This window comes from Verrucosispora sp. SN26_14.1 (genome assembly GCF_004307965.1).
Lineage (GTDB): Bacteria > Actinomycetota > Actinomycetes > Mycobacteriales > Micromonosporaceae > Micromonospora.
On record NZ_SISL01000045.1, the window covers coordinates 1 to 23882 of the forward strand.

The 23882-nt window shown below is 72.2% G+C and carries 12 protein-coding genes; 9 read left to right on the plus strand and 3 right to left on the minus strand.

What is annotated here, in order from left to right:
- Window positions 1-49 precede the first annotated feature (49 nt).
- From EYA84_RS07185 to EYA84_RS07215, 7 genes are all read left to right on the plus strand, one after another.
- The gene (locus EYA84_RS07185; protein ID WP_131052232.1) at window positions 50-421 is read left to right on the plus strand and encodes a hypothetical protein; all 372 of its coding nucleotides are present in this window, start codon (window positions 50-52) and stop codon (window positions 419-421) included.
- Window positions 418-1095, plus strand: coding sequence for a response regulator transcription factor (locus EYA84_RS07190; protein WP_131052233.1), 678 nt, complete (start codon window positions 418-420; stop codon window positions 1093-1095). The genes EYA84_RS07185 and EYA84_RS07190 overlap by 4 nt, the downstream gene beginning before the upstream one ends.
- A 471-nt stretch (window positions 1096-1566) precedes the next feature.
- Window positions 1567-6867, plus strand: coding sequence for a type I polyketide synthase (locus EYA84_RS07195; RefSeq protein ID WP_131052234.1), 5301 nt, complete (start codon window positions 1567-1569; stop codon window positions 6865-6867).
- Window position 6868: 1 nt separating this feature from the next.
- Window positions 6869-10129: a type I polyketide synthase gene (locus EYA84_RS07200; RefSeq protein WP_131052235.1), complete on the plus strand. Its 3261-nt coding sequence runs from the start codon at window positions 6869-6871 to the stop codon at window positions 10127-10129.
- Window positions 10126-18258 (plus strand): non-ribosomal peptide synthetase/type I polyketide synthase, encoded by an 8133-nt coding sequence (locus tag EYA84_RS07205; RefSeq protein WP_131052236.1) that lies wholly within the window; start codon window positions 10126-10128, stop codon window positions 18256-18258. The genes EYA84_RS07200 and EYA84_RS07205 overlap by 4 nt, the downstream gene beginning before the upstream one ends.
- Window positions 18259-18263: 5 nt before the next feature.
- Window positions 18264-19394 (plus strand): LLM class flavin-dependent oxidoreductase, encoded by a 1131-nt coding sequence (locus EYA84_RS07210; protein ID WP_131052237.1) that lies wholly within the window; start codon window positions 18264-18266, stop codon window positions 19392-19394.
- A gap of 57 nt (window positions 19395-19451) precedes the next feature.
- Window positions 19452-19979 carry a flavin reductase family protein gene (locus tag EYA84_RS07215; protein WP_236145639.1) on the plus strand — a complete coding sequence of 176 codons (528 nt, stop codon included), beginning with the start codon at window positions 19452-19454 and terminating at the stop codon, window positions 19977-19979.
- Window positions 19980-20240: 261 nt separating this feature from the next.
- On the opposite strand, the gene EYA84_RS07220 is transcribed toward EYA84_RS07215, so the two are convergent.
- Window positions 20241-21785, minus strand: coding sequence for an MFS transporter (locus EYA84_RS07220; RefSeq protein WP_161594921.1), 1545 nt, complete (start codon window positions 21783-21785; stop codon window positions 20241-20243).
- Window positions 21786-22021: 236 nt separating this feature from the next.
- Window positions 22022-22396, minus strand: a complete 375-nt coding sequence (locus tag EYA84_RS07225) for a cupin domain-containing protein (protein ID WP_131052239.1) — start codon at window positions 22394-22396, stop codon at window positions 22022-22024.
- A gap of 79 nt (window positions 22397-22475) precedes the next feature.
- Here EYA84_RS07225 and EYA84_RS07230 point away from each other — a divergent pair, with 79 nt between their 5' ends.
- Both EYA84_RS07230 and EYA84_RS07235 read left to right on the plus strand, forming a co-directional pair.
- Entirely contained in the window at window positions 22476-22949 is a 474-nt protein-coding gene (locus EYA84_RS07230) for a MarR family winged helix-turn-helix transcriptional regulator (RefSeq protein ID WP_131052240.1), read from the plus strand.
- A 109-nt stretch (window positions 22950-23058) separates the two neighbouring features.
- A complete protein-coding gene (locus EYA84_RS07235) occupies window positions 23059-23694 on the plus strand; it encodes a TetR/AcrR family transcriptional regulator (protein ID WP_131052241.1) in 636 nt (211 codons plus the stop codon).
- A gap of 46 nt (window positions 23695-23740) precedes the next feature.
- On the opposite strand, the gene EYA84_RS07240 is transcribed toward EYA84_RS07235, so the two are convergent.
- A partial coding sequence (locus tag EYA84_RS07240) for an acyl-CoA dehydrogenase family protein (protein WP_255446599.1) occupies window positions 23741-23882 on the minus strand: 142 nt, incomplete at its 5' end.

The window sequence follows — 23882 nt, forward strand, 5'->3', positions numbered from 1 at the left end:
AGGAGCGCTAGGATCGTGGGCTCGGAGATGTGTATACTAGCCAGTGCTGATGGAGCGCGACCGCCGCCGGTCCCGGCTCGTCCTCGCCGCGACCGCGCTGTCCGTCGCCGGTTGCCTGGTGCTCTGCGTTGCGGGGATCTGGCTGATGACGGCGCTGGTCATCGTCGACCGCGACACCTACGACGCGGTCCGGATCGGACAGTCCGAAGCCGAGGTACGCGATCTGCTACCGGATGCCGACGTGGCGGTGGCCGAGGTCGTCGGTGGTCGGGACGTACCCGGCGCCGTCTGCGTCGACTACCATGCGTCTATCCTGGACCGGCACGACACCGACGCCGACCTCGGCCAGACCCTCTACCGGTTCTGCTTCCGCGACGGGGTGCTCGTCGACAAGCAGATCTTCCAGGAGCAGCCGTCATGACCGCACCCCGGCGGGTCCTGCTGGCCGACGACGACTCGCTGATCCGTACCGCGATCCGGACGATCCTGCACCCGGCCGCCGACATCGACCTGATCGCCGAGGTCGCAGACGGGCGGGCCGCCGTCGAGCAGGCCGTGCGGCAGCGTCCGGACGTGGCGCTGCTGGACATCCAGATGCCGGCTCTCGACGGTCTGGCCGCGCTCCGGGAGATCCGCCGTCTGGTGCCGGCCGTCCAGGTGGTGATGCTGACGACCTTCGGTCAGGACGAGTACGTGGCGCAGGCGCTCTCCGCGGGTGCGGCCGGCTTCCTGCTCAAGGAGTCGGCCGCCGACGAACTCGCGTACGCGATCCGCGCCGCCGCGACCGGCAACGCCTACCTGTCCCCGAAGATCACCCGTCAGGTCCTCGACCGGCTACCCGCCGCGACCGTGCGGCCGGAGGAGGACCTGGTCAAGGTGGGCATGCTCAGCATCCGGGAACGCGAGGTCCTGGTCCTGGTGGCCCAGGGCCTGTCGAACGCCGAGATCGGCCAGCGGCTGTTCGTCTCCGAGGGCACCGTCAAGACGCACGTCTACCGGGTGTTCGCCAAACTCGGCTGCGACAACCGGGTGCAGGCCGCGATGTTGGCACAACGGGCCGGGCTGTTGGAGCCGCAGGCGGACTCGCCACGCTGACCGGAACGCGTGTGCGGCAACCGGGTTGCCGACCGCGTCGACCGGCCCTTCTATCAATCGTTTACATCGCGGTCAAGCGCGTAAATCACTGTGCCGTTGTTTTGTGTGGAAGTCGTCGTACATCGCGCTCGGACGCCGGCCCGGCCCTCCCCTGACAAGGCGAAATGCGGACCGCCAGAATTTCACGGGCTATGTCGGGAAGATGGATATTTGCGTTAACGGCAGAAGAACCCGTTCGGCGGCACCTGTAACATTATTCCGGACAAAGCGGCTATTCCTTGTGGGTGGCGGGCAGAAATATCCCCTCATAAAGCGCGAATCGGATGGTTATGTCAAGCTCCTTGACATCCCTTAAACGCAGCTTGTAACGTGCGTTGCGCTGGCTGATGTTCATGAGTCAAGAGCTCGGTTAACCGCTTTGCCCGACGGGGGTAAGAATTGACGGCGGAAGACAGGAATTCCTCTGCGCCGATGCGCTACGACGAATTGGCCGACTGGCTCCTCGCGGAAATCGGCCGCCTCGTAGGTCGTGATCCCGCCACCATCAGGCAGGACGACAAATTCTCCAGCTACGGGCTGGACTCGCTGCGGGCGACGCATCTCGTGAAGGCTCTGGCCGACCTGCTCGGCCGACCGGTGCCGGTGACGCTGCTGTTCGCCAGACCGACCGTCCGCAGCCTGACGACCGGCCTGCTGGAGGGCGTGCTCGACGGCGCCCTTGTCACCGGAATCGCGGCGCCCGCCGCCGCGCCGACGACCATCAACGACCCGATCGCCGTCGTCGGCCTCTCCTGCCGGCTACCGGCCGGTGACGGACCCGCCCAGTTCTGGCGTGCCCTGCTCGACGGGTCGGACGCGGTGCGTCAGGTGCCGCCGGACCGGTGGAACCCGGAGTCGCCGGTCGGTGGGGGACGGGCCGACCCGGCGACGGCCGTCACCGCGCAGGCTGGGTTCCTCCCCGGCCGCATCGACGGCTTCGATCCACTGTTCTTCGGCATCTCGCCCCGCGAGGCCCAGGAGATGGACCCCCAGCAGCGACTCTTCCTGGAGGTCGCGTGGGAGTCGATGGAGGACGCCGGCCTGGCCGACGGGCGACTCGACGGTAGCCGTACGGGCGTCTTCGTCGGCGCCATCTGGCACGACTTCGCCGACCTGGCCCAGCGTGCCGCGTCCCGGCTGACCTCGCACTCGGCGACCGGACGTGCGCTCAACATGGTGGCCAACCGGCTGTCGTACGCCCTCGGGCTGCGCGGACCCAGCGTCGTGGTCGACAGCGCCTGCTCATCGTCGTTGCTCGCCGTGCACCTGGCCTGCCAGAGCATCTGGGCGGGAGAGTCCACGACGGCCATCGCCGGTGGGGTCAACCTGCTGCTCGACCCCACGTCCATGGTGGCGCTGACCCGCTTCGGCGGGCTGGCGCCCGACGGCCGGTGCAAGGCGTTCTCCGCCGACGCGGACGGCTTCGGCCGAGGGGAGGGCGCCGTCGCGCTGGTGCTCAGGCCCCTGCGCCTGGCGCTGGCCGACGGCGACGACATCTACTGCACGATCCGGGGCTCCGCGACCAACAACGACGGCCGCAGCAACGGCCTCACCGCACCGAACCCCGTCGCGCAGGAGGAGGTGCTGCGCGAGGCGTACCGGCGGGCGGGCGTCGACCCGGGCGAGGTGCACTACGTCGAGACGCACGGCACCGGCACCATGCTCGGCGACCCGATCGAGGCCGGCGCCCTCAGCGCGGTGCTCTGCGCCGACCGGCCACCGCAGCAGAACCTGGTCATCGGCTCGGTCAAGACCAACATCGGGCACCTGGAAGGCGCGGCGGGCGTCGCCGGCCTGCTCAAGGCCGTCCTGGTGCTGCGGCACCGGGCGATCCCGCCGAACCTGCACTTCGACCGGCCCAACCCGCACATCGCCTTCGACGACCTGCGGCTGCGCGTACCCACCGAGGTGGAGCCGTGGCCGGCGCAGCAGCCGCCGCTGGCCGGCGTGAGCGCGTTCGGTTGGGGCGGCACCAACGTGCACCTCGTGCTGGAGGGCTGGACAGAACCCGCCCGGATGACGGTGCCGCCCGTCGAGAGAACCCGACCCGAGGGCACCCGTCCCCGGGTCGCTTTCGTCTGCTCCCCGTACGGTCAGCAGTGGACGGGCATGGGCCGCGACCTCTACCGGACGGAACCGGTCTTCCGTGCCGTGGTGCGGCGGTGCGACCACGAGTTCCACCGGCTGACCGGCATATCCCTGGTCGAGGAGATGTTCCGGGACCGGGGCCGCGAGGACGCCGAGGACGTGGGCGTCATGCAGCCACTGCTGTTCGCCGTCCAGGTCGGCCTGGCCGCCTGGCTGGAGGACCGGGGGATACGGCCGGACGCGGTCGTCGGACACAGTCTCGGCGAGGTGGCCGCCGCGGTCATCGCCGGCATCCTCGACCTCACCGCCGCGGTGCACCTCATCCACCACTACAGCGACCAGCAGCGGCGGGTGGCCGGCACCGGCGGCGGCATGGCACTGGTCGAACTCTCCGCCGCCGAGGTGACCGCCCTGCTCACCGAGCGCGGCCTCGCCGCCGTGGTCGCCGCCGAGAACGGACCCCGCTCCACCGCCCTCACCGGTGACCGGGAGACGCTGCGGACGCTCGTCGCGCAGTGGAAGGCCGACGGGGTGCTCTGCTCGTTGATCCGGGTCGACCTGGCTGCGCACGGGCCGGCGATCGACCTGGTCAGCGACGACCTGCGGACCGCGTTGGCCGGGCTCACCCCGCGCCCCGGACGCCTACCGATGATCTCGACGGTGACCGGCCGCCCGCTCGACTGGCGGCAGGCCGGCGCCGACTACTTCGTCCGGAACCTGCGCCAGCCGGTGCTGCTCGCCGACGCCGTCCGGTTCCTCCTCGACGACGGCCACGACCTGTTCCTGGAGATCAGTGCCGCTCCGGTGCTGCTGCCCGCGCTGCGGCAGAGCGTCGAGAACGTCGACCGGCCCGCGCAGGTGCTGCCCACCCTGCGCCGCGACGACGACCACGGCCTGGCGGAGACGCTGGCCGAGTGCCGCGCCCTCGGCCTCGACGTCCGCCCGCCCGCCCACCACGAGGACACCGCCGAACTGGTCACCCTCTCCGCGCAGCACCCGCAGGCGCTGCGCGACCTGGCCCGGCAGGTCGCCGCCGGGATCGGCACCCCGGCGGAACACCCACCCTCCATGGCCGACCTGGCCGCCGCCGCGCTCCGCCGTTCCGGACAGTCGCACCGGCTCGCGGTGGTCGCCCACCAGGTGCCCGAACTCGCCGAGCACCTGGGCCGGTTCGCCGCCGGTGAACGCGTCGTCGGCCTCGCCGTGAGCGACCGGGCGGTCGACGCGCCGCCGCGTACCGTGTTCGTCTTCCCCGGTCAGGGCTCCCAGTGGGTGGGTATGGGGCAGGGTCTGCTGGGCCGCGCGGAGGCGTTCGACGCCGCGATCCGCGCCTGCGACGCCGCCTGCCGCCCGCACCTCGGCCGGTCGGTCCGCGACCTGCTGCGCCAGCCGCCCGACGCCGCGAGTTTCGGCCCGATCGACGTGGTGCAGCCCCTGCTCTTCTCGGTGCAGGTCGCGCTCGCGGCACAGTGGCGTGCCTGGGGAGTGACCCCCGACGCCGTCGTCGGCCACAGCATGGGCGAGGTCGCCGCCGCACACGTCGCCGGCATCCTCAGCCTGGACGACGCCGCGCAGATCATCTGCCGACGCAGCCGGCTGATGCGCCGGCTCAGCGGCCAGGGCGCGATGCTCGCCGTGGAACTGACCGTCGACGAGGCCCGGGAGGCGATCAGCGGACACGAGGCGGTGGTGTCCATCGGGGTGAACAACAGCCCCCGCTCCACCGTGCTCTCCGGTGACGTGGCGGCCCTCACCGGCATCGCCGAGACGCTGGAACGCGCCGCCGTGTTCTGCCGGTGGGTCAACGTCGACGTCGCCTCGCACAGCCCGCAGATGGACGTGCTCCGCGACGACCTGCTGGCCGCGCTCGACGGGCTCACCCACCATGCCGCCCGCCTCCCGCTGTACTCCACGGTCACCGGCACGGTCGTGCACGGCACCGACCTCTTGCCCGACTACTGGGTCGACAACCTGCGCGAACCGGTGCTCTTCGGCGACCAGATCGCCCGACTGCTGGCCGACGGTGCCGGCGTGTTCGTGGAGGCCAGCCCACACCCCATCCTGCTGCCGGCGGTCGAACAGGTGGCCGCCGCCTCCGACGGCACCGTCACCGTCCTGGCCAGCATGCGTCGGCACGAACCGGAACGGGACACCCTGCTGTCCACCCTCGGCGCCCTGCACGTGGCCGGTGTTTCGGTCGCGCTCGACCGGGCACTCACCCCCGGCGACGCTCGGGTCACGCTGCCGCCCTACCCCTGGCAGCGGGAGCGGTACTGGCCGGAGGGCATGGCCGGCTTCGACGGCGGCGACACGCCCCCGCCCGTCGCCGCGCCGACCGGAGCCGCCACGGCCGTGCTCGCCGACCGCCTGGACTCACCGATCGTCCCCGGGCACCACTACTGGCAGATGCGGTACGACGCCGACACCGCCGCCATCGGGGACCACCGGATCGGCGGCCAGGTCGTCGTCCCCGGCGCGCTCTATGTGGACGTCGCCCTGCGCGCCGCCGCCGAGACCCTGCCCTGCGCCCCGTCGGTCCTGTCCGACCTGGTGTTCAGCCAGGCGCTGGCCATCCCTGACCGGGGCAGCCGCCGGGTGCAGGTCACCCTCGACGCCACCACCCGTCCGGCACAGCTCCAGGTCTTCGGCGTCAGCGACGACGGACCGACGCCGGTGATGCGTGTCCTGCTCACCGCCGCCACCGGGGACCCACCACCACCGGTGGACCCGGCCGCCGTGGCCGCCCGTACGCCCACCCTGGTCGAGGGGGCCGCCTTCTATGCCGACCTCGCCACCCGGGGACTGCGCTTCGGCCCCGCCTACCAGGGAATCCTGGAGATCCGCCACAACGATGTCGAGGCGCTGGCACGCATCGGGTCGCCCACCACGGCCGCGCTGCCGGACACCCGCGTGCATCCCGCCGTGCTGGACGCCGCCCTGCAGTCCGCACTCGCGCCGCTGCTGGCCACGGCGACGCCGGACACCGCGTACCTGAGCACCGGCGCCGAACGCGTGGTCGTGCACCGGGCCCCGGGCACCTCAGCGTGGGCGCACGCGGTGCACCGGCCGGTGTCCGACGAGCGGTACCCGGTCGCGGACGTACGCCTGTTCGGCTCCGACGGGGAACTGTTGGTCGATCTGCGCGGGCTCGGTCTGGTGCGGACCCGTGGCCTGCCCGTCGAGGCGTCCCCGGACGACACCACCCCGACGCAGCTCGCCACCGGGCCGACCCTGGCCGAGGTCACCGACCCGCAGCAGCGTCGCGCGCTGCTGGCCGCAGCGGTGCTGACCCACGTCGCCGAGGTCGTCCGCCTGCCGGAACACCGCCTCGACGAGGGTACGCCGCTGCGCAGCATGGGCGTCGACTCGGTGATGGCGCTGGAACTGCGGCACCGGCTGGAACGGCTCACCGGCCTGCGCCTGTCGGCGACGTTGATCTACAACCACCCGACCATCGACCAGATCACCCGCCATCTGGCCGACCGACTCGGCCAACCGGAAGACGCCCGGCAACCGGCGGCGGCACGCCGACCCGAGCCCGCGCCGACGGCGACACCGACGCCTGCGGACGAGTCGCTGGACAGCCTCGAAGCGGAGCTGGCGGCGGAACTCGCCGAGCTCAACCGACGGATGGAGATGATCTGACATGGCCGACGGATCTCGTCCGGGAGACCCGGCCACACCAGGACCACAGGCCACGCTGACCGCGGCCCTCTCCGCCGTCCGGCAACTCCGGCAGAAGGTCGACGCGCTCGAACGCTCCGCCCGCGAACCACTCGCGATCGTCGGCATCGGGTGCCGGCTGCCCGGCGGCGTCACCTCGGCGGAGACGTTCTGGCAGGCGCTGATCGACGGTGTCGACGGCATCGTGGAGGTGCCGCGCGACCGGTGGCACACCGAGGACGCGCCGCCCGGGGACGTGTTCCGCCAGGGCGGATTCATCGACGGGGTGGCGGACTTCGACCCGTACTTCTTCGGCATCTCCCCGCGCGAGGCGGCCCGGATGGACCCCCAGCAGCGACTGTTCCTGGAGACCTCCTGGGAGGCGCTGGAGAACGCCGGCCTCACCCGCGACCAGCTCCGGGGCAGCGCCACCGGAGTGTTCGTCGGCGCCAACGCCACCGACTACCTCCAGTTGCAGCTCGCCGACCCGGCCGACGTCGACACGTACACGGTGGTCGGCGGTGTCGGCTGCATCATCGCCAACCGGCTGTCGTACCTGCTGGACCTGCGCGGACCGAGCCTGACCCTGGACACCGCCTGCTCGTCCTCGCTGGTCGCCGTGCACCTGGCCGGTCAGAGCCTGCGGACGCGGGAATGCGACACCGCCGTGGTCGGCGGCATGAACGTCATCCTCTCGCCGACCCTGACCGAGGCACACGCCCGAGGGCTGCCGTTGGCGCCGGACGGCCGGTGCAAGACCTTCGACGCCCGCGCCGACGGGTACGGCCGGGGCGAAGGCGTCGCCGTGGTGGTGCTCAAGCGCCTCTCCGACGCGGTCGCCGCCGGGGACCGGATCTGGGCGGTGATCGCCGGCTCGGCGGTCAACCAGGACGGCCTCACCAACGGCCTCACCGCGCCCAGCGGACACGCCCAGCGCGCGGTCATCACCACGGCACTGCGCAACGCCCAGGTCAACGCCGGGCAGGTCACCCTCCTGGAGGCACACGGCACCGGCACCGAACTCGGCGACCCGATCGAGGTCGAGGCGCTCGGGGAGGTCTACGGCGCGGCCACCGACGCGACGGACCGGTGTGCGCTCGGCTCCGCCAAGACCAACCTCGGTCACCTGGAGGCCGGCGCGGGCATCGTCGGCATGATCAAGGTGGCGCTCAGCATCCGGCACCGCGCGATCCCGCCGCTGCTGCACCTGGAGAGACTCAACCCCCATCTCGACCTCGACGACACGCGGCTGTTCATTCCGCGCACCGCGCAGAGCTGGGAGGTGCCCACCGACCGCCGCTACGGCGCGGTCAGCTCGTTCGGGGCCGGCGGCACCAACGCCCACGTGGTGCTCGGGCCGGCGCCCGAGCCGCGTACCCCGGTCGTCGTCGACGAGTCCGACGGCGAGCCCGTCGTGCTGTCCCTCACCGCGGCGGCACCCGAGGCGTTGACCGCGATGGCGCGGGCCTACGTCACACATCTGCGCAGCCCCGAGGCGCTGGCCCGACCGCTGGCCGAGATCGCGTACGCCACCGTGGTCCGCCGGACCCAGCACGACCACCGACTCACCGTGGTCGCCGCCACCCACGAGGAGGCGGCCCGACGGCTCACCGAGTGGCTCGACACCGGCGAGGCGTCCGGCGTCAGTCGTGGCCGGGCCCGCAACCGGGCCGGACGCAAGGTCGTCTTCGTGGTGCCGGGCCAGGGTGGACAGCGCGCCGGCATGGGCGCGGAGCTGATGCGCCACTGCCCGCACTTCCGCGCCGCCGTGACCGAGTGCGACGAGGCGTTCCGTCGGGTGCTCGGCCGCAGCATCCTCGACGCGGTGCACGGCCTGCCCGAGGGCACCGAACTGACCGGTATCGACGTCATCCAACCGGCCCTGTTCGCGATGGCGGTCGGTCTGGCCGCCCGCTACCGCGCCGCCGGTGTCGAACCGGACGCCGTGGTCGGGCACAGCATGGGCGAGATCGCCGCGGCGTACCTGGCCGGGGCGTTGGGTCTGGACGACGCCGCGCGCATCGTCTGCCGGCGCAGCGCGTTGTTGCTGCGGATCGCCGGGCAGGGCGAGATGCTGCTGGCGGCGCTGCCCACGGCCGCCGCCGAGGAGCTGGTGACCGGGCACGAGCACCTGGTGTCGGTGGCGGTCTGCAACAGCCCGACCTCGACGGTGCTCTCCGGTGACCCGGTGACCCTGGCCCGCATCGCCGACCGGCTGCGGGCCGACAACGTCTTCAGCCGGCCGGTACGCGTCGACGTCGCCTCGCACAGCCCGCAGGTCGACGCCCTCACCGACGACCTGCTCACCGAGTTGGCCGGGATCCGTCCCCGCGCCGGCACGGTGCCCGTCTTCTCCACCGTCACCCGCCAGTGGTGCGACGGCTCCGGCTTCGACCCGGACTACTGGGTGCGCAACCTGCGGGCGCCGGTGATGTTCTGGCCGGCGGTCCAGGCGCTGGTCGCCGAGGACCATGGTGTCTTCGTCGAGCTCAGTCCACACCCGATCCTCACCGGCGCGGTGGAGGAGGGCTTCGACCGTGCGGACCGCGACGGCCTGGCACTGGCGTCGCTGCGACGCGACGAACCGGAGACGTACGGGCTGGCCACCGTGCTCGGTGCCCTGCACGCCAACGGACTGTCCGACGCCCTGCGCCGCCGGGCCCCCGACCCGGTGCCGATGGTGCCGCTACCCGGATACACCTGGCAGCACGAGCGGCTCTGGTTCGACCAGACCGACCGTCCGCGTACGCGGCCCCGGCCGACGGCCACCGCATCCGAGCCGACCACACCGGAGCCGCGCACACCGGAGGTGACCGATACCTCGCCGGACCCGACGACCGGGCCGACCGCCCGAACCGCCGACGATCTCCGTCGGCTCGTCCTCGACGTGGTCTGCGACATCCTGCGGATGGACGCCTCGCGGATCGAGCCGCACGACGGCTTCGTGCAGCTCGGCATGGACTCCATGCTCGCCGCCCGGATCCGTGCCCGGCTCGGCGCCGCACTGGACCACCGGCTCCCCGCCACCGTCATGTTCGAACACCCGACCGTGGCAGCGCTCACCGCGCACCTGACCGCCCTGGTCGCCGGGGCCGGCGACGACGCGCCACCGGACCTCGACGTAGCGCCGCCGGTGGCACCGCACCGGGTGGTGGAACACGTCGAGGAACTGTCCGAGGAGGAACTGCTCGACATGTTGGCCGAGGAACTGAACGCGTCCACCGGCACCGGGGAGATCCGATGACCGGCCCCAAGGACCGCCAGGCGATCCTGGTGGAGAGCCTGCGCGAGATCCGCCGTCTGCGCGACGAACTCGACGCGACCCGCGCGGCGGCGACCGAACCCGTCGCCATCGTCGGGATGGCCTGCCGGATGCCCGGCGGCGTCCGCACCCCCGACCAGTTCTGGCACCTGCTCGACCGGGGCGAGGACGCGATCACCGAGGTTCCCGCCTCCCGGTGGGACGTGGACCGCTACTACGACCCGTCACCGGAGACGCCCGGCACGATGTACACCCGGCGGGGCGGCTTCCTCGACGACATCGACCAGTTCGACGCCGCCTTCTTCGGCATCTCCCAACGCGAGGCGGCCTGGCTCGACCCGCAGCAACGGCTGCTGCTCGAAGTCGGCTGGGAGGCCGTCGAGGACTCCGGTCAGGCACCCGACGGGCTGGCCGGCTCGGCCACCGGCGTCTGGTTCGGGGTCACCACGTACGACTACTGCCAACGCCAGATGCGCGAGGTCGACGCGGCGACGCTGGAGGCGTACGCGCTGACGAGCAACGCCTCGACCTTCGCCGCCGGCCGACTGTCGTACTGGCTCGGGCTGACCGGGCCCAGCCTCTCCGTCGACACCGCCTGTTCGTCGTCCCTGGTGGCCGTCCACCTCGCCTGCCAGAGCCTACGGTCGGGGGAGACCTCGATGGCGTTGGCCGGCGGCGTCAACGTGCTGCTCGCCCCCGAGTGGTCGGTCGTCGCCTCGCGGGCCCGGATGCTGGCCCCCGACGGTCGGTGCAAGACCTTCGACGCCGCAGCCGACGGCTACGTCCGCAGCGAGGGCTGCGGGGTGGTGGTGCTCAAGCGACTCTCCGACGCGCTCGCCCAGGGCGACCGGGTCCTGGCCGTCATCCGGGGCTCGGCGGTCAACCAGGACGGCCGCAGCGGCGGCATCACCGTACCCAACGGCAGCGCCCAGCAGGAGGTGATCCGCGCTGCGTTGCGGGCCGCCTCGGTACGCCCCGAGGAGGTCGGCTACCTGGAGGCGCACGGCACCGGCACACCGCTGGGCGACCCGATCGAGTTACGTGCCGCCGACGCGGTCCTCGGCCGGCGGGACCCGGCCGAGCCCCTGCTGGTGGGTTCCGTGAAAACCAACATCGGTCACCTCGAACCGGCCGCCGGTATCGCCGGTCTGATCAAGGTCGTGCTCAGCCTGCGCCACCAACGGATCCCGGCGCACCTGCACCTGCGTACGGTCAACCCCGACATCGGTCTCGACGAGATGGCGCTGGAGATCCCCACCACCGCCCGGGACTGGCGCAGCGGCGACCGCCCCCGCATCGCCGGGCTCAGTTCCTTCGGTGCCAGCGGCACCAACGCCCACCTGATCGTCGCCGAGGGACCACCGGAACCGGTGGCCGCGCCCGACGAGTCCCCCCGGACCGCCCACCTTCTCCCGATCTCCGCCCGTTCCCCGCAGGCCCTCGACGAACTCGCCGGCCGCTACGAGGCACTGCTGGCCGAGCCGGCCGGTGCCGGAGCGGTGGCGGACGTCTGTCACTCGGCGGCCACCGGCCGCGCCCACCTGCCGTACCGGCTGACCGCCGTCGGCACCGACGCCGCCCACCTGCGTGACCAGCTCCGGGCGGCGCGGGCCGGGAGGACCGCGCCCGGACTGCGCCGCGACCACGCCCGGCCGCACGCCACACCCGGCGTGGTGTTCCTGCTCACCGGCCAGGGCGCCCAGTACCCGGGCATGGCCGACCTGCTGTACCGGACCGAACCGGTGTTCCGGCAGGTCATCGACGAGTGCGCGGAACTGCTTCGACCGCTGCTGGACACGCCGCTGCACACGCTGCTCGCCGCCGCCGGACCCACACCCGTCGCGCCGGACGCCGTGCCGCTGCACGACACCCGCAACACCCAACCGGCGCTGTTCGCGGTCGAATACGCCCTGGCCGCACTCTGGCGCTCCTGGGGGATCGTGCCGGCGGCGCTGCTCGGGCACAGCGTCGGCGAACTGGTCGCGGCGTGCCTCGCCGGAGTCTTCGACCTGGCCGACGGACTCCGGCTGGCCACCCGACGCGGCCAGCTGATGCACACCACCGCCGCCGGGGCGATGGCGAACGTGTCGGCTCCGCCGGCCCGGCTCGAACCGGCACTCGCGCCGTACGCCGGGCGGCTGTCGGTCGCCGCGGTCAACGGCCCCGCCGACGTGGTCGTCTCCGGCGAGCCGGCGGCGCTGGCGACCCTGCTCGACACGCTGGAGTCGCAGGGGATCCGCAGCAAGCGGCTGACCACCACCCGTGGCTTCCACTCGCCGCTGATGGACCCGGTGCTCGCCGAGTTCGAGCGCGAGGCGGGCACGCTGACGTACCACCCGCCACGGATCCCGGTGCTCTCCAACGTCACCGGCACCTACCACGGCGCCGACGGGTTCTCGGCCCGCTACCTGCGCGAGCACGTACGCGGCACGGTGCGCTTCGCCGATGCCGCCCGGACCCTGCTCGACGACGGCCACACGGTCTTCCTGGAGGTCGGCCCCGCGCCCGTGCTCGCCGCGATGGTGCGGCGGATCGACGACGCCTCCGTCGTCGACCGGCCCCGGCTGTTCCTGCCCTCGCTGCGCAAGGGCCACGACGACTGCCGGACCATCCTGGACAGCCTCGGCGCGCTGCACACCCGGGGCGTCGCGGTGGACTGGACCACGCTCGGCCGGGGACGCCGCCGGGTACCGGTGCCGACCAGTGTCTTCCGCCGGGAACGGCACTGGTATCCCGCAGCGGAACCGGGACGCACCGTCCCGGCCGACCGGGCCGGGGAGACGACGGCGGCCGTCCCGGACACCGCATCACGGTCGCTGCTGGGACGCCGGGTGCCGTCCCCGCTGGACGTCGTCCAGTTCGAGTCCCGTCTCGACGCCGCACGCCACCCCTGCCTCGGCGACTGCGTGATGGACGGCCTGCCGGTGGTGAACATCGGCGTCTACCTGGAAGCCGCCCTGGCCGCGGTCCGGCACCTGCGCGGACCGGGCCCGATCGAGGTGACCGACTGCACGGTGACCCAGAGCCTGGTCCTCGAACACGGACGTGCCGTCGACGCCCACCTGCTGGTCGAGCCCGACGCCACCGGGCACCTCGGCTACCGGTACTACGCCGCCCACCCGGACTCCGACGCGGACCCGACCTGGGTGCTGCACAGCCGGGGCCACGCCGGCCTGCTGCCGCCGTCGGCACCAGAGTCCCCGGTCGACCTCGCCGCACTCCGGGCCGACCTGGCCGGGGAGCTGACCGGAGCCGAGTTCTATCGGCGGATGTGGCACCGCAAGCTCTATCTGGGCCCGTCCGCCCAGTGGGTGGACCACGTCTGGCAGCGTGACGGCGAGGCGGTGGCCCGGATGCGTGCCGGGCACCCCGACGAGACCGACGACTATCTGCTGCACCCGGGTCTCACCGACGCCATGTTCCAGGCCCTGTTCGCCTGCCTCCCCGCCGATCGGCAGGCCGACGCCGCCTACCTGCTCGTCGGCATCGAACGGTTCCGCTTCCACGGCATGCCCGCGTACGGCGGCGAGTTGTACTGCCACGTACGGCTGCTGCCCACGGCGGGCCCGGCGACGCTGCACGCCGAGGTGCGTCTCTACGACGACGCGGGGCGGGCGGTCGTCTCCGCCGACGGTGTCCTGCTCAAGCGCGCCGGCCGGGAGAACCTCAGGCGCACCGACGCCCCCGCACCCCGAGCCGTCGTGACCGCCGCACCGACGGTGGCCGCGTCACCGCCGCCGACCGCCGTGCCCACCGGCCCGCTGGACCGGTCGACCGTCGAGAAGCTGGTCGCCGACGCCGTCGCCCGCGCCCTGGGCGCCGCCGACGGTGACGGGCTCGACCGGCACGAGCCGGTGCAGAACCTCGGCCTGGACTCGCTCATGGCGCTGGAGGTGAAGGAGGGGCTCTCCGCCGCCTTGGGGGTCTCGCTGCCGATGGTGGCGTTCCTGGACGGCAGCAGCATCGTCAGCCTCGCCGAGACGGCGCACACCCGCCTCGGCGGTGCCGCGTCGACGGACCGGCCTGCGCCGGCCGGACGCCCGGAGAGCACCACCGTACGACCGGCCCCGGCCGACCGGTACGCACCGTTCCCGCTCACCGACCTGCAACAGGCGTACCTGGTCGGTCGCTCCGACGCGTTCGAACTCGGCAACACCTCCACGTACTTCTTCCTGGAGGTCGACATCGAGCAGCTCGACGTCGACCGCCTCGGCGCGGCACTGCGCCGGATGGTGGACCGCCACGACATGCTGCGGGCGGTGGTCAGCCCCGAGGGCCACCAGCGGGTCCTGCCGCAGGTGCCGCCGTACCGCATCCGGGTGGTCGACCTGCGCGCCGAGAGCGACCGGCGACGCGACGAGCGGCTCGACGAGATCCGTGCCGAGATGACCACCCAGGTCTTCGACACCACGGTCTGGCCGTTGTTCGACGTCCGGGCGACCCGGGTCGACGCGCACCGCACCCGGCTGCACTTCGGCTTCGACGCGCTCATCATCGACGCCTGGAGCACGTCGATGCTCTTCCGCGAACTGGCCGCCGCCTACCGGGGCGACGACGCGTCGCTCCCGCCGCTGGAGCTGACGTTCCGCGACTACGTGCTGGCCCGCGAGCAGGAGATCGGCGGGCCCCGGCACACCGAGGCCCGGGAGTACTGGATGCGGCGGCTGGAACACCTGCCCCCGGCACCGGAGCTGCCGCTGGCCACGAGCCCGGCCCAGGTGGACCGGCCGGTCTTCACACACCGGTCGGCACGCCTGGACACGGCCGACTGGACGCGCTTCAAGCAGTTCGCCACCGCTCGGGGCGTCACCGCCTCGGCGGCCCTGTGCACCGCGTACGCGCAGGTGCTGGCCGCCTGGAGCAAGTCCAGCCGGTTCACCCTCAACGTGCTCTTCTTCAACCGGGCACCGGTGCACCCGGACGTCAGCCGGATGCTCGGCAACTTCAGCACCACGTCGCTGCTGGAGGTCGACAGCACCCGTACCGACGACTTCGGCACCCGCGCCGTGCGGGTGCAACGGCAGCTCTGGAGCGACCTGGAACACAGCCAGTTCAGCGGCGTGCAGGTGCTGCGCGAACTGAACGCGGCCGGTGGCGGCTCGGCCCGGGCGACCATGCCCGTGGTCTTCGCCAGCACGGTGAACTTCGCCGCCAAGGACGACGGCGCGGCGGCCACCGGGCTGGCCCAGCACCTGCTCGACCTCGGCTCCGGTGGCCGCGAGGTGGCCAGTTCCATCCGGACGCCCCAGGTGTGGCTGGACCACCAGGTCGTCGAGGACGCCGGTGCGCTGGTCGTCAACTGGGACGTGATCGAGGAACTGTTCCCGGCCGGGATGATCGACGCGATGTTCGACGCGTACGTCGGGACGTTGCGCGACCTGTGCCGTGACGAGTCGACCTGGCGTCGCCCGGCCCCCGTGCTGACCCCGGAGACGGACCTGGCGGTCCGGCGCGCGGTGAACGCCACCACCGGCCCGCTGCCGGCGGGGCTGCTGCACGCGCCGTTCCTCCAGGCGGCGGCCCGGTACCCGGACCGGCCGGCGGTGATCACCACGGACCGTCGCCTGACCTACCGGGACCTCGACCGCCGCTCCGACCGGGTGGCGCAGTGGCTGGCCGACAACGCCGCCGGCCCCGGCACCCTGGTCGGCGTCGTGATGGAGAAGGGCTGGGAGCAGATCGTCGCCGTGATCGGCGTCCTCAAGGCGGGCGCCACCTACGTGCCGGTCGACGCCCACGTCCCGCCGGAGCGGCTCCGCCTGCTGCTGGACAGCGCGGCGATCTCGCTGGTGCTCACCCAGTCCTGGGTCGAGGAGCGGACCCGGTGGCCGGAGGGCGTGGTCCGCACCACCGTGGACACCCTGCCCGCCGGCCGGACCCGCCGGTCCGCCCGTGCCCGCCAGGCCAGCCCCGACAGCCTCGCGTACGTCATCTTCACCTCCGGCTCGACGGGCCTGCCCAAGGGCGTCATGATCACCCACACCAGCGCGCGGAACACGATCGACGACGTCAACGAGCGCTTCGGGGTGACCGCCGAGGACCGGGTGCTGGCGCTCTCCGCCCTCAACTTCGACCTCTCCGTCTATGACGTGTTCGGACTCCTGGGTGTCGGTGGCGCCGTCGTCCTGCCCCCGCCGGAGGCGCAACGGGAACCGGAACGGTGGTGGGAACTGGTCACCACGCACCGGGTGACGATCTGGAACAGCGTGCCCGCCCTGGCGGAGATGTTCGCCGAACACGTCCTGACCCGCACCGACGACCGCCCGATCCCGCTGCGGGTGGTGATGATGAGCGGGGACTGGATCCCGGTGACCCTGCCGGACCGGCTCCGTCAGGTCGCGCCGCAGGCCGCCCTCTGGAGCCTGGGCGGGGCGACCGAGGCGGCGATCTGGTCCATCCTGTACCCGATCGACGCGGTCGACCCGCGCTGGGCGAGCGTCCCCTACGGCCTGCCCATGCGCAACCAGCAGTTCCACGTGCTCAACGACGCGCTGCAACCCTGCCCGGTCTGGGTCACCGGGGACCTGTACATCGGCGGTGTCGGCCTGGCGCAGGGCTACCTCAACGACGACGAACGCACCCGGGCCGCCTTCGTCCGCCACCCCCTCACCGGCGAGCGCCTCTATCGCACGGGAGACCTGGGTCGTTATCTGCCGGGCGGCCTGATCGAGTTCCTCGGCCGGGAGGACTTCCAGGTCAAGGTGCAGGGCTACCGCATCGAACTGGGGGAGATCGAGGCCGCGCTGTCGCAGTGCGAGGGGGTACGCTCCGCCGCCGTCGTCGCGCACGGTGCCCGGCAGGGCGCCAAGCGCCTGCACGGCTACGTGGTGCTCGATCCGGACCACGCCGACCCGGACCACGCCGAGCCGGGCGAGATCGCGGTCAAGGCGATCGACCAGGCGCTGCGGCGGATGCTGCCGGAGTACATGGTGCCGCAGCACCTGACGGTCCTGGACGAGTTGCCGATGAGTGCCAACGGCAAGATCGACCGGTCGGCGTTGCCGGAGCCGGACAGCGGCGACGCCGAGGGTGAGTCGGCCCTGCCCCGCGACGAGGTGGAGCGGCAACTCGCCGACCTCTGGGCCGAGTTCTTCGCGCGGGACCGGGTGGGCGTCACCGAGAACTTCTTCACCCTGGGCGGCAACTCGCTGCTCGCGGTACGCCTGATGGCGCGGATCCGGGCGCGTACCGGTCGGGTGCTGCCGCTTGCGGAACTCTTCGCCCGGCCGACGATCCGGCACCTGGCCGACCTGGTCCGGGACACCTCCGCACCGGACCGTCGGGCGGCCCTGGTGCCGATCCGGACCGGCGGGGACGCGGTCCCGTTGTTCTTCGTCCACCCGGTCGGCGGCGACGTGCTCTGCTACTCCGCACTCGCCGACCGGTTGGGACCGGGGCAGCCGTTCTACGGGTTGCAGGTGCCCGACGTGGACCCGGCCCCGCAGAGCCTGGCGGAGCTCGCCGCGCACTACGTGGACGTGGTGCGGCGGGAGTTCCCCGCCGGACCGTACCGTCTCGGCGGCTGGTCGATGGGCGGCATGATCGCGCTGGAGATGGCCCGCCAGATCACCGCCACCGGGGCGGAGGTCGAGGTGGTGCTCGCCGTGGACATCATGGAGCCGCCCCGGCGACGCGAGGACGCCGTCGACGAGACGGTGCTGCTGTCCTGGCTGGCCCGCGACCTGGCCGGGCTGACCGGCCGGGTGTGGCGACCCGACCCGGCCACCTTCACCCCCGAGGCGGACAACTCGGCGCTGGACCTGTTGTACGCCGAGGCGCGCCGCCGCGAGGTCCTGCCGGCCGAGGTGGACCTGGACACGCTCACCGCCATCGCGGACCGCTTCTCCCGCAACTTCCGGGCCCTGCTCGACCACCAGCCGCAGCCCTACTCCGGTCGGGTCTGCTTCCTGCGCGCCCGCGACGGCGGCGCCGACGTGGAGACCACCCAGGCGTGGATGGACCTGGTCACCGATGGGATCCGCCTCGACGTGCCGGGCGACCACTACACCGTGATGCAACAGCCCCACCTCGCCGTGCTGGCCGACGAGATCGGCAAGCTCCTGCCCCCGCCCGCAGCGGATCCGCAGGTTTCCCCACTGACTGAAGGGTGAGTTCGATGTCCCTCACGTTCGGCGCGTTCATCCCGCCGTTCCACTCCCTCGGCGAGGATCCGACCACCGCGATCTGGCGCGACCTGGACCTCATCGAATGGCTGGACACCCTCGGCATCGACGAGGCGTGGGTCGGCGAGCACCATTCCGGCGGCTGGTCGACGATCAGTTCCCCGGAGGTGTTCCTGGCCGCCGCCGCCGAGCGGACCCGGCGGATCAGACTGGGTACCGGCGTGATCAGCCTGCCGTACCATCACCCGCTCACCGCCGCGAACCGCGTGGTGCAGCTCGACCACCAGAGCCGGGGCCGGGCCATGTTCGGCGTCGGCGCGGGCGTCTCGCCGGCCGACGCGCACATGATGGGCATCGCCGCCTCCGACCAGCGGCGGATGATGGCCGAGTCGCTCGACGCCGTCGTCCACCTGCTGACCGACCCCACCCCGCTGACCCGCAAGACCGACTGGTTCGAGCTGCGCGACGCCCGGCTGCACCTGAAGCCGTACACCCGGCCGTCCCTGGACGTGGCCGTGGCCAGCGCCGGTTCGGAGCGCGGCATGCGCCTGGCCGGACGCTACGGGCTGTCCGCGCTGACCTTCGCCGGCCGTCCCGGCATGGTGGAGCCGCCGTTGGCGCAGTTGTGGGCGGCGGCCGAGGACGAGGCCGCCGCGCACGGCAGGACGATGGACCGGGCCTCGTGGCGCGTCGCCATCTGCGTGCACATCGCCGACACCCGGCAGGAGGCGATGGACCAGGTCCGCGCCGGGATGGGCCACTGGTTCCGGGAGTACGTCCAGGACACCGTCGGCGCCGAGGCGAAGCTGCCGGAGGGACGCGAACCCGAGGTGGCGATGGAGACCCGCACCGCCATCATCGGATCGGTGGAGGACGCCGTCGAGGCGATCGCCCGCATGCAGGCCGACAGCGGCGGTTTCGGCACCCTGCTTGTCAACACCCAGGACTGGGCCACCCGGGAACAGACCAAGCACAGCTACGAGCTGCTGGCCCGGTACGTGGCGCCGCACTTCACCGGCGCGCTGGAGAGCCGCCGGGCCTCGCAGCGATGGGTGTCGGAGAACCGCGGTGACTTCTCGGCACAGGCCCGGGAGGCCGCCCGCCGGGCGTCGTCGCCCCGTTGACCGTCCGCGCCGTGCTCCGGGCATCCGGGCACGGTCAGGCACGAGGGAGGAACGGCCGTGGGAACACCCGTCGGTGCGGTACGACCAGTCCTGGACAGCGTGGCGTTCCGCGACGCGATGTCGCTTCTCGCGGCACCGCTGACCGTGGTCACCACCCGAGACCGCGAGGGGCGACGCTGGGGTTTCACCGCCAGTTCGGTGGTCTCCGCCTCGCTGGCACCGCCCCTGCTCGTCGTCGGCATCGGGCACGAGTCGAGCTGCTTCACGGCCATGGTGGACGCCGGCGAGTTCGCGGTGAACCTGCTCGGCGAGGAGCAGCAGGGGACCGCCCGCCGGTTCGCGGCCCGGGGTGCCGACCGTTTCGCCGGATCGGACTGCCGGGACCTGGCCGGCAGCACGGTGCCGTACCTGGGCGACGCCCACGCGGTGTTCCGCTGCACGCTTGCCGACCGCCTCACCGTCGGCGACCACGACCTGTTGGTGGGCCACCTGACCGAGGTCCACGTCTCGGGCGAGGCGCGGCCGCTGTTGTGGTACCGCCGTGGCTTCCACGTCCCCGTGCCCGGGCAGCCCGCGGGGGGCTGAGCCCGGCCCACTGTTTCCCCGGTCAGTCGACGGACCGGGGGACATGAGCACCGACGGTCGCGCCGGTCATCCGCCGACGGGCCGCCGACCGTCCCCATCCCCGACGGTCCGGTGCCAGGAGTACGCGCCGGGTCGCGTCCACACCAAGGACGTGACCCGGCGCTTTCGTCGTCTGTGTCCCCGAGGTGACCCGTCGTCGGGCCCGACGCAGCGGGTCCACGGCCGTTCACGGCCGTGGACCCGGGTGCGCGCGGGGAGTGGTCAGCCCACCGGCTTGGCCGCCACGCTCTGCGGCTGCTCCGTCGAGGTGGCCGGTGGCGCCGGGGGCGCGGGCGGCATGGGCGGCGGGGGCAGCTGCTTCGGCAGCCACCGCAGCGAGATCACCGCCGCGCCGAGCACGACGACGATGGCCACGATCATGGCGGCGCGCATACCGGTGAGGTACGCCTCCATACCGGCGTCGACCAGGGTGGCCCGTCCGTCGGTCAGGCCGGCGGACGCGATCGCCCGCAGGGTGCCGCCGATCGAGTCACCGGCCTCGTCGCGCAGCCCGGCGGGGAGCACGTCGACCGCGTCGCCGAGGGAGCTGCGGTAGACGCTGCCCAGCACGCTGCCGATCACGGCGACGCCGAGCGCACCGGCCACCTGGCGGGCGGTCTGCGTGACCGCCTGCCCGGCACCGGCCTTCGGCAGCGGCACCACGGACATCAGGGAGCCGGTGGCGGGCGCCATGATGCAGCCCCAGCCGATGCCGAACAGCAGTTGCGCGACGATGAGCAGCCACACCCCGGTCTGCCGGTCCATCAGGGTGGTCAGCACGAAGGAGAGCGCCATGACCACGGCACCGGCCGCCACCACAGTGCGTGGCCCGAACCGGGCCGCCAGCTTGGGCGACCGCGCGGAGGTGAGCACGGTGCCCACGCCCATCGGCAGCATCAGCAGGCCGGCCTGCATGGGGGAGTAGCCGCGCACCGCCTGGTAGTAGAACTGGATCACGAAGATCGCGCCGATCAGGGCGAAGAAGCACAGGGCGATGGCGGCCGTGCCGGCGGAGAAGCGGCTGCTGCGCAGCAGCGTCACGTCGAGCGACGGGCTCGCCATCCGGCTCTCCACGAGGACCAGGACGGCGATCAGCACCAGCCCGGCGACGATCGATCCCAGCACCGGCAGCGAGAGCCACGCGTTGTCCTCGCCGCCGACCACGATGCCGTAGACCAGCAGGCCGATCGCCACGATCGACAGCAGGACGCCGAGCGGGTCGAAACGCGACTTCATCGGGCTGCGGCTCTCCGGCACCCAGAGGGCGATCAGCACGACGCTGATCAGCACCAACGGGGCGTTGATGAGGAAGATCGAGCCCCACCAGAAGCTCTCCAGCAGCAGGCCGCCCAGGATCGGGCCGACGGCGAAGGCCACCCCGGCGGCGGCGGCCCAGGTGGCGATGGCCTTCGGGCGCTCAGGCGGGGGGAAGGTGGCCATGATGACGGCCAGCGTGACGGTGGGGATGACGGCCGCGCCGACGCCCATCACGGCCCGCCAGAGGATGAGTGACTCGACGTCGGCGGCGTACGCGGCCAGTGTCGAGGCGATACCGAAGATCAGCAGCCCGGCGACGAGGACCTTCTTGCGACCGAACCGGTCCGCGCAGACCCCGCCGGTGAAGATGAAGGCGGCGAACGTGATCAGGTAGGTGTCCAGCGACCACTGGAGTTCGGCGTTGCTGGCGCCGAGGCTGAGCTGGATCGGGTTCAGCGCGACGTTGATGATGGTGATGTCCATGACGACGATCAGTACGATGACCGCCATCAGCGTCGAGATCGCCCGGCGCCGGGCCGGGGTCAGCGGGGGTAACGCGGGAGCTTGGGGTTGCATTGCCGTCCTTTGCAGACTGGCATCACCACGCCAAACCCGGGCGTCGAAGGCTCAACCGGAGGGGTGGTAATGCGATCGAACCCAGGTGATGGGGGGAGAGGAAGCGCCACCAGCCCGCCCGGGACTGGTGGTGCCTCCGTACCTCGGCGGAGTCGACACCCGGGGGCGGGTCACTCCGCCCAGGGCAGCGGCACCTTGTTGTCGCTGTTCGGGAGCATGGCCTTGCCGCCCACCTTCATGGCGACGAGGGCCTGGGCCGGGCCGCCGACGGCCTTGAGCTGACGCGTGACGCCGCCCGGAAGGACGAGCGCCTGGCCGGCCTTGACCAGCTTGGTCTCGTCGCCCACGGTGACCTCGAAGGCGCCGGAGATCGGCATCCACACCTGCTCGGCGTCGATGCCGTGCACCGGGGTGGCGGCGTCCTCGCCGAGCTCCACGCGCCAGGTGCTCACCTCCGCGCTGCCCTGGCTCGGGCCGGCGAGACCGAACATCCGGCCGGCGGGAGTGGTGGTGGTGCGGGCTTCCGTCTCACTGACGACATTCATCGGCGACCTCCGAGTAAATTAGCTTTACTTGCGTATCGTCAGTAAAGTCCTGCTTGCAGGCTGTGTCAAGCTGTTTTGCATGACTGAACCGGACCCACTCGAGCGAACTCCGCTGACCTTCCTGTTGGGCATGGCGTTCCAACTCGTCCTCACCGAGTTCGTCACCAAACTCGACGCGATCGGCTACGACGACCTGCGTCCCATCCACGGATTCGTCTTCCAGCTCCTGCAGGGTCCGGGTGCCACCAGCACCGAGCTGGCCGGTCAACTCGGCGTGACCAAGCAGGCGGCCGGGCAGATCGTCGACTACCTCGAAGGGGCCGGTTACGTCGAGCGCCGCCCGTACCCGCTCGGGGGTCGTCGCAAGCTCGTCGTCCTCACCGACAAGGGCCGCGAGCACATGCGGACGGCGGGCCGCACCCTGGCCGAGATCGAGTCCCGGTTGGCCGTCAGCCTGGACGACGAGGGGCTGACCGCGCTGCGCCAGGAACTCGCCCGGGTGATCCGGAGCATCGCCGGTGACGACGTACCGCCGTTGCGACCCTTCTGGTAGCGGGCGCGGAGTCACCCGCGTGAATCGCCGGGCGCGCGGTCCCCACAACCTTCCGACCGGGCGGTAGGATGACGGGACATTGACGGGGTATGAAAGGCGGAGGCCACAGATGGCTCGTGCGACGTCCAGCCGCCCGGCAACCACACGCCGCCGGCAGCGTTGGCCCGACGGCTACGACCCGGAGAACACCCGTCGATCCCTGATCACGAGCGCCCTCGAACTCTTCGAGCGCCGGGGCTTCGACCGCACGTCGGTGCAGGAGATCGCCGACCAGGCGCGGCTCACGAAGGGCGCCTTCTACCACCACTTCGAGAGCAAGGACGACCTGCTGCGGCACATCCAGGAGGAGTACCTGGAGGCGCAGCTCGCCGCGATCGAGCGGATCGAGAGCGGCAGCGACGACCCGAAGGTGCGGGTCGCGGAGCTGATCCGGCTCAGCCTGACCAGCGTGGCCGAGTACCGCTCCCACGTCACCATCTTCTACCAGGAGCGGCGCTACCTCACCGGTGACCTGTTCGCCGAGGTGACCCGCAAGCGCGACCGGCTGGAGGCGGCCTTCGCCGGCATGATCCAGGACGGCGTGGCGCGCGGCGTCTTCCGGGCCGACGTCGACTCCCGGATCGTCACCTTCGGGCTCGTCGGCATGTGCGCCTGGGCCTACCAGTGGCTCAACGTCGGCGGCAAGCTCAGCGTCGACGACGTGGCGCGCCAGTTCAGCGCCATGGTGCTCGACGGGCTGGTCTGACCCGACCCGGCCCGGAGCCGTCGAGCGGCTACCGGGCCGTCACGATTCAGCCGTTGAGCAGCTGGCGGGCCATCACGATGCGCTGCACCTGGTTGGTGCCCTCGTAGATCTGCGTGATCTTGGCGTCCCGCATCATCCGCTCGACCGGGTAGTCCCGGGTGTAGCCGTAGCCGCCGAGCAACTGCACC

Bases quoted from the DNA above. Each gene is read 5' to 3' on its own strand.
- EYA84_RS07185 (WP_131052232.1), top strand. From the start codon at position 50: ATGGAGCGCGACCGCCGCCGGTCCCGGCTCGTCCTCGCCGCGACCGCG.
- EYA84_RS07190 (WP_131052233.1), top strand. From the start codon at position 418: ATGACCGCACCCCGGCGGGTCCTGCTGGCCGACGACGACTCGCTGATC.
- EYA84_RS07195 (WP_131052234.1), top strand. From the start codon at position 1,567: ATGCGCTACGACGAATTGGCCGACTGGCTCCTCGCGGAAATCGGCCGC.
- EYA84_RS07200 (WP_131052235.1), top strand. From the start codon at position 6,869: ATGGCCGACGGATCTCGTCCGGGAGACCCGGCCACACCAGGACCACAG.
- EYA84_RS07205 (WP_131052236.1), top strand. From the start codon at position 10,126: ATGACCGGCCCCAAGGACCGCCAGGCGATCCTGGTGGAGAGCCTGCGC.
- EYA84_RS07210 (WP_131052237.1), top strand. From the start codon at position 18,264: ATGTCCCTCACGTTCGGCGCGTTCATCCCGCCGTTCCACTCCCTCGGC.
- EYA84_RS07220 (WP_161594921.1), bottom strand. From the start codon at position 21,785: ATGGCGGTCATCGTACTGATCGTCGTCATGGACATCACCATCATCAAC.
- EYA84_RS07225 (WP_131052239.1), bottom strand. From the start codon at position 22,396: ATGAATGTCGTCAGTGAGACGGAAGCCCGCACCACCACCACTCCCGCC.
- EYA84_RS07230 (WP_131052240.1), top strand. From the start codon at position 22,476: ATGACTGAACCGGACCCACTCGAGCGAACTCCGCTGACCTTCCTGTTG.
- EYA84_RS07235 (WP_131052241.1), top strand. From the start codon at position 23,059: ATGGCTCGTGCGACGTCCAGCCGCCCGGCAACCACACGCCGCCGGCAG.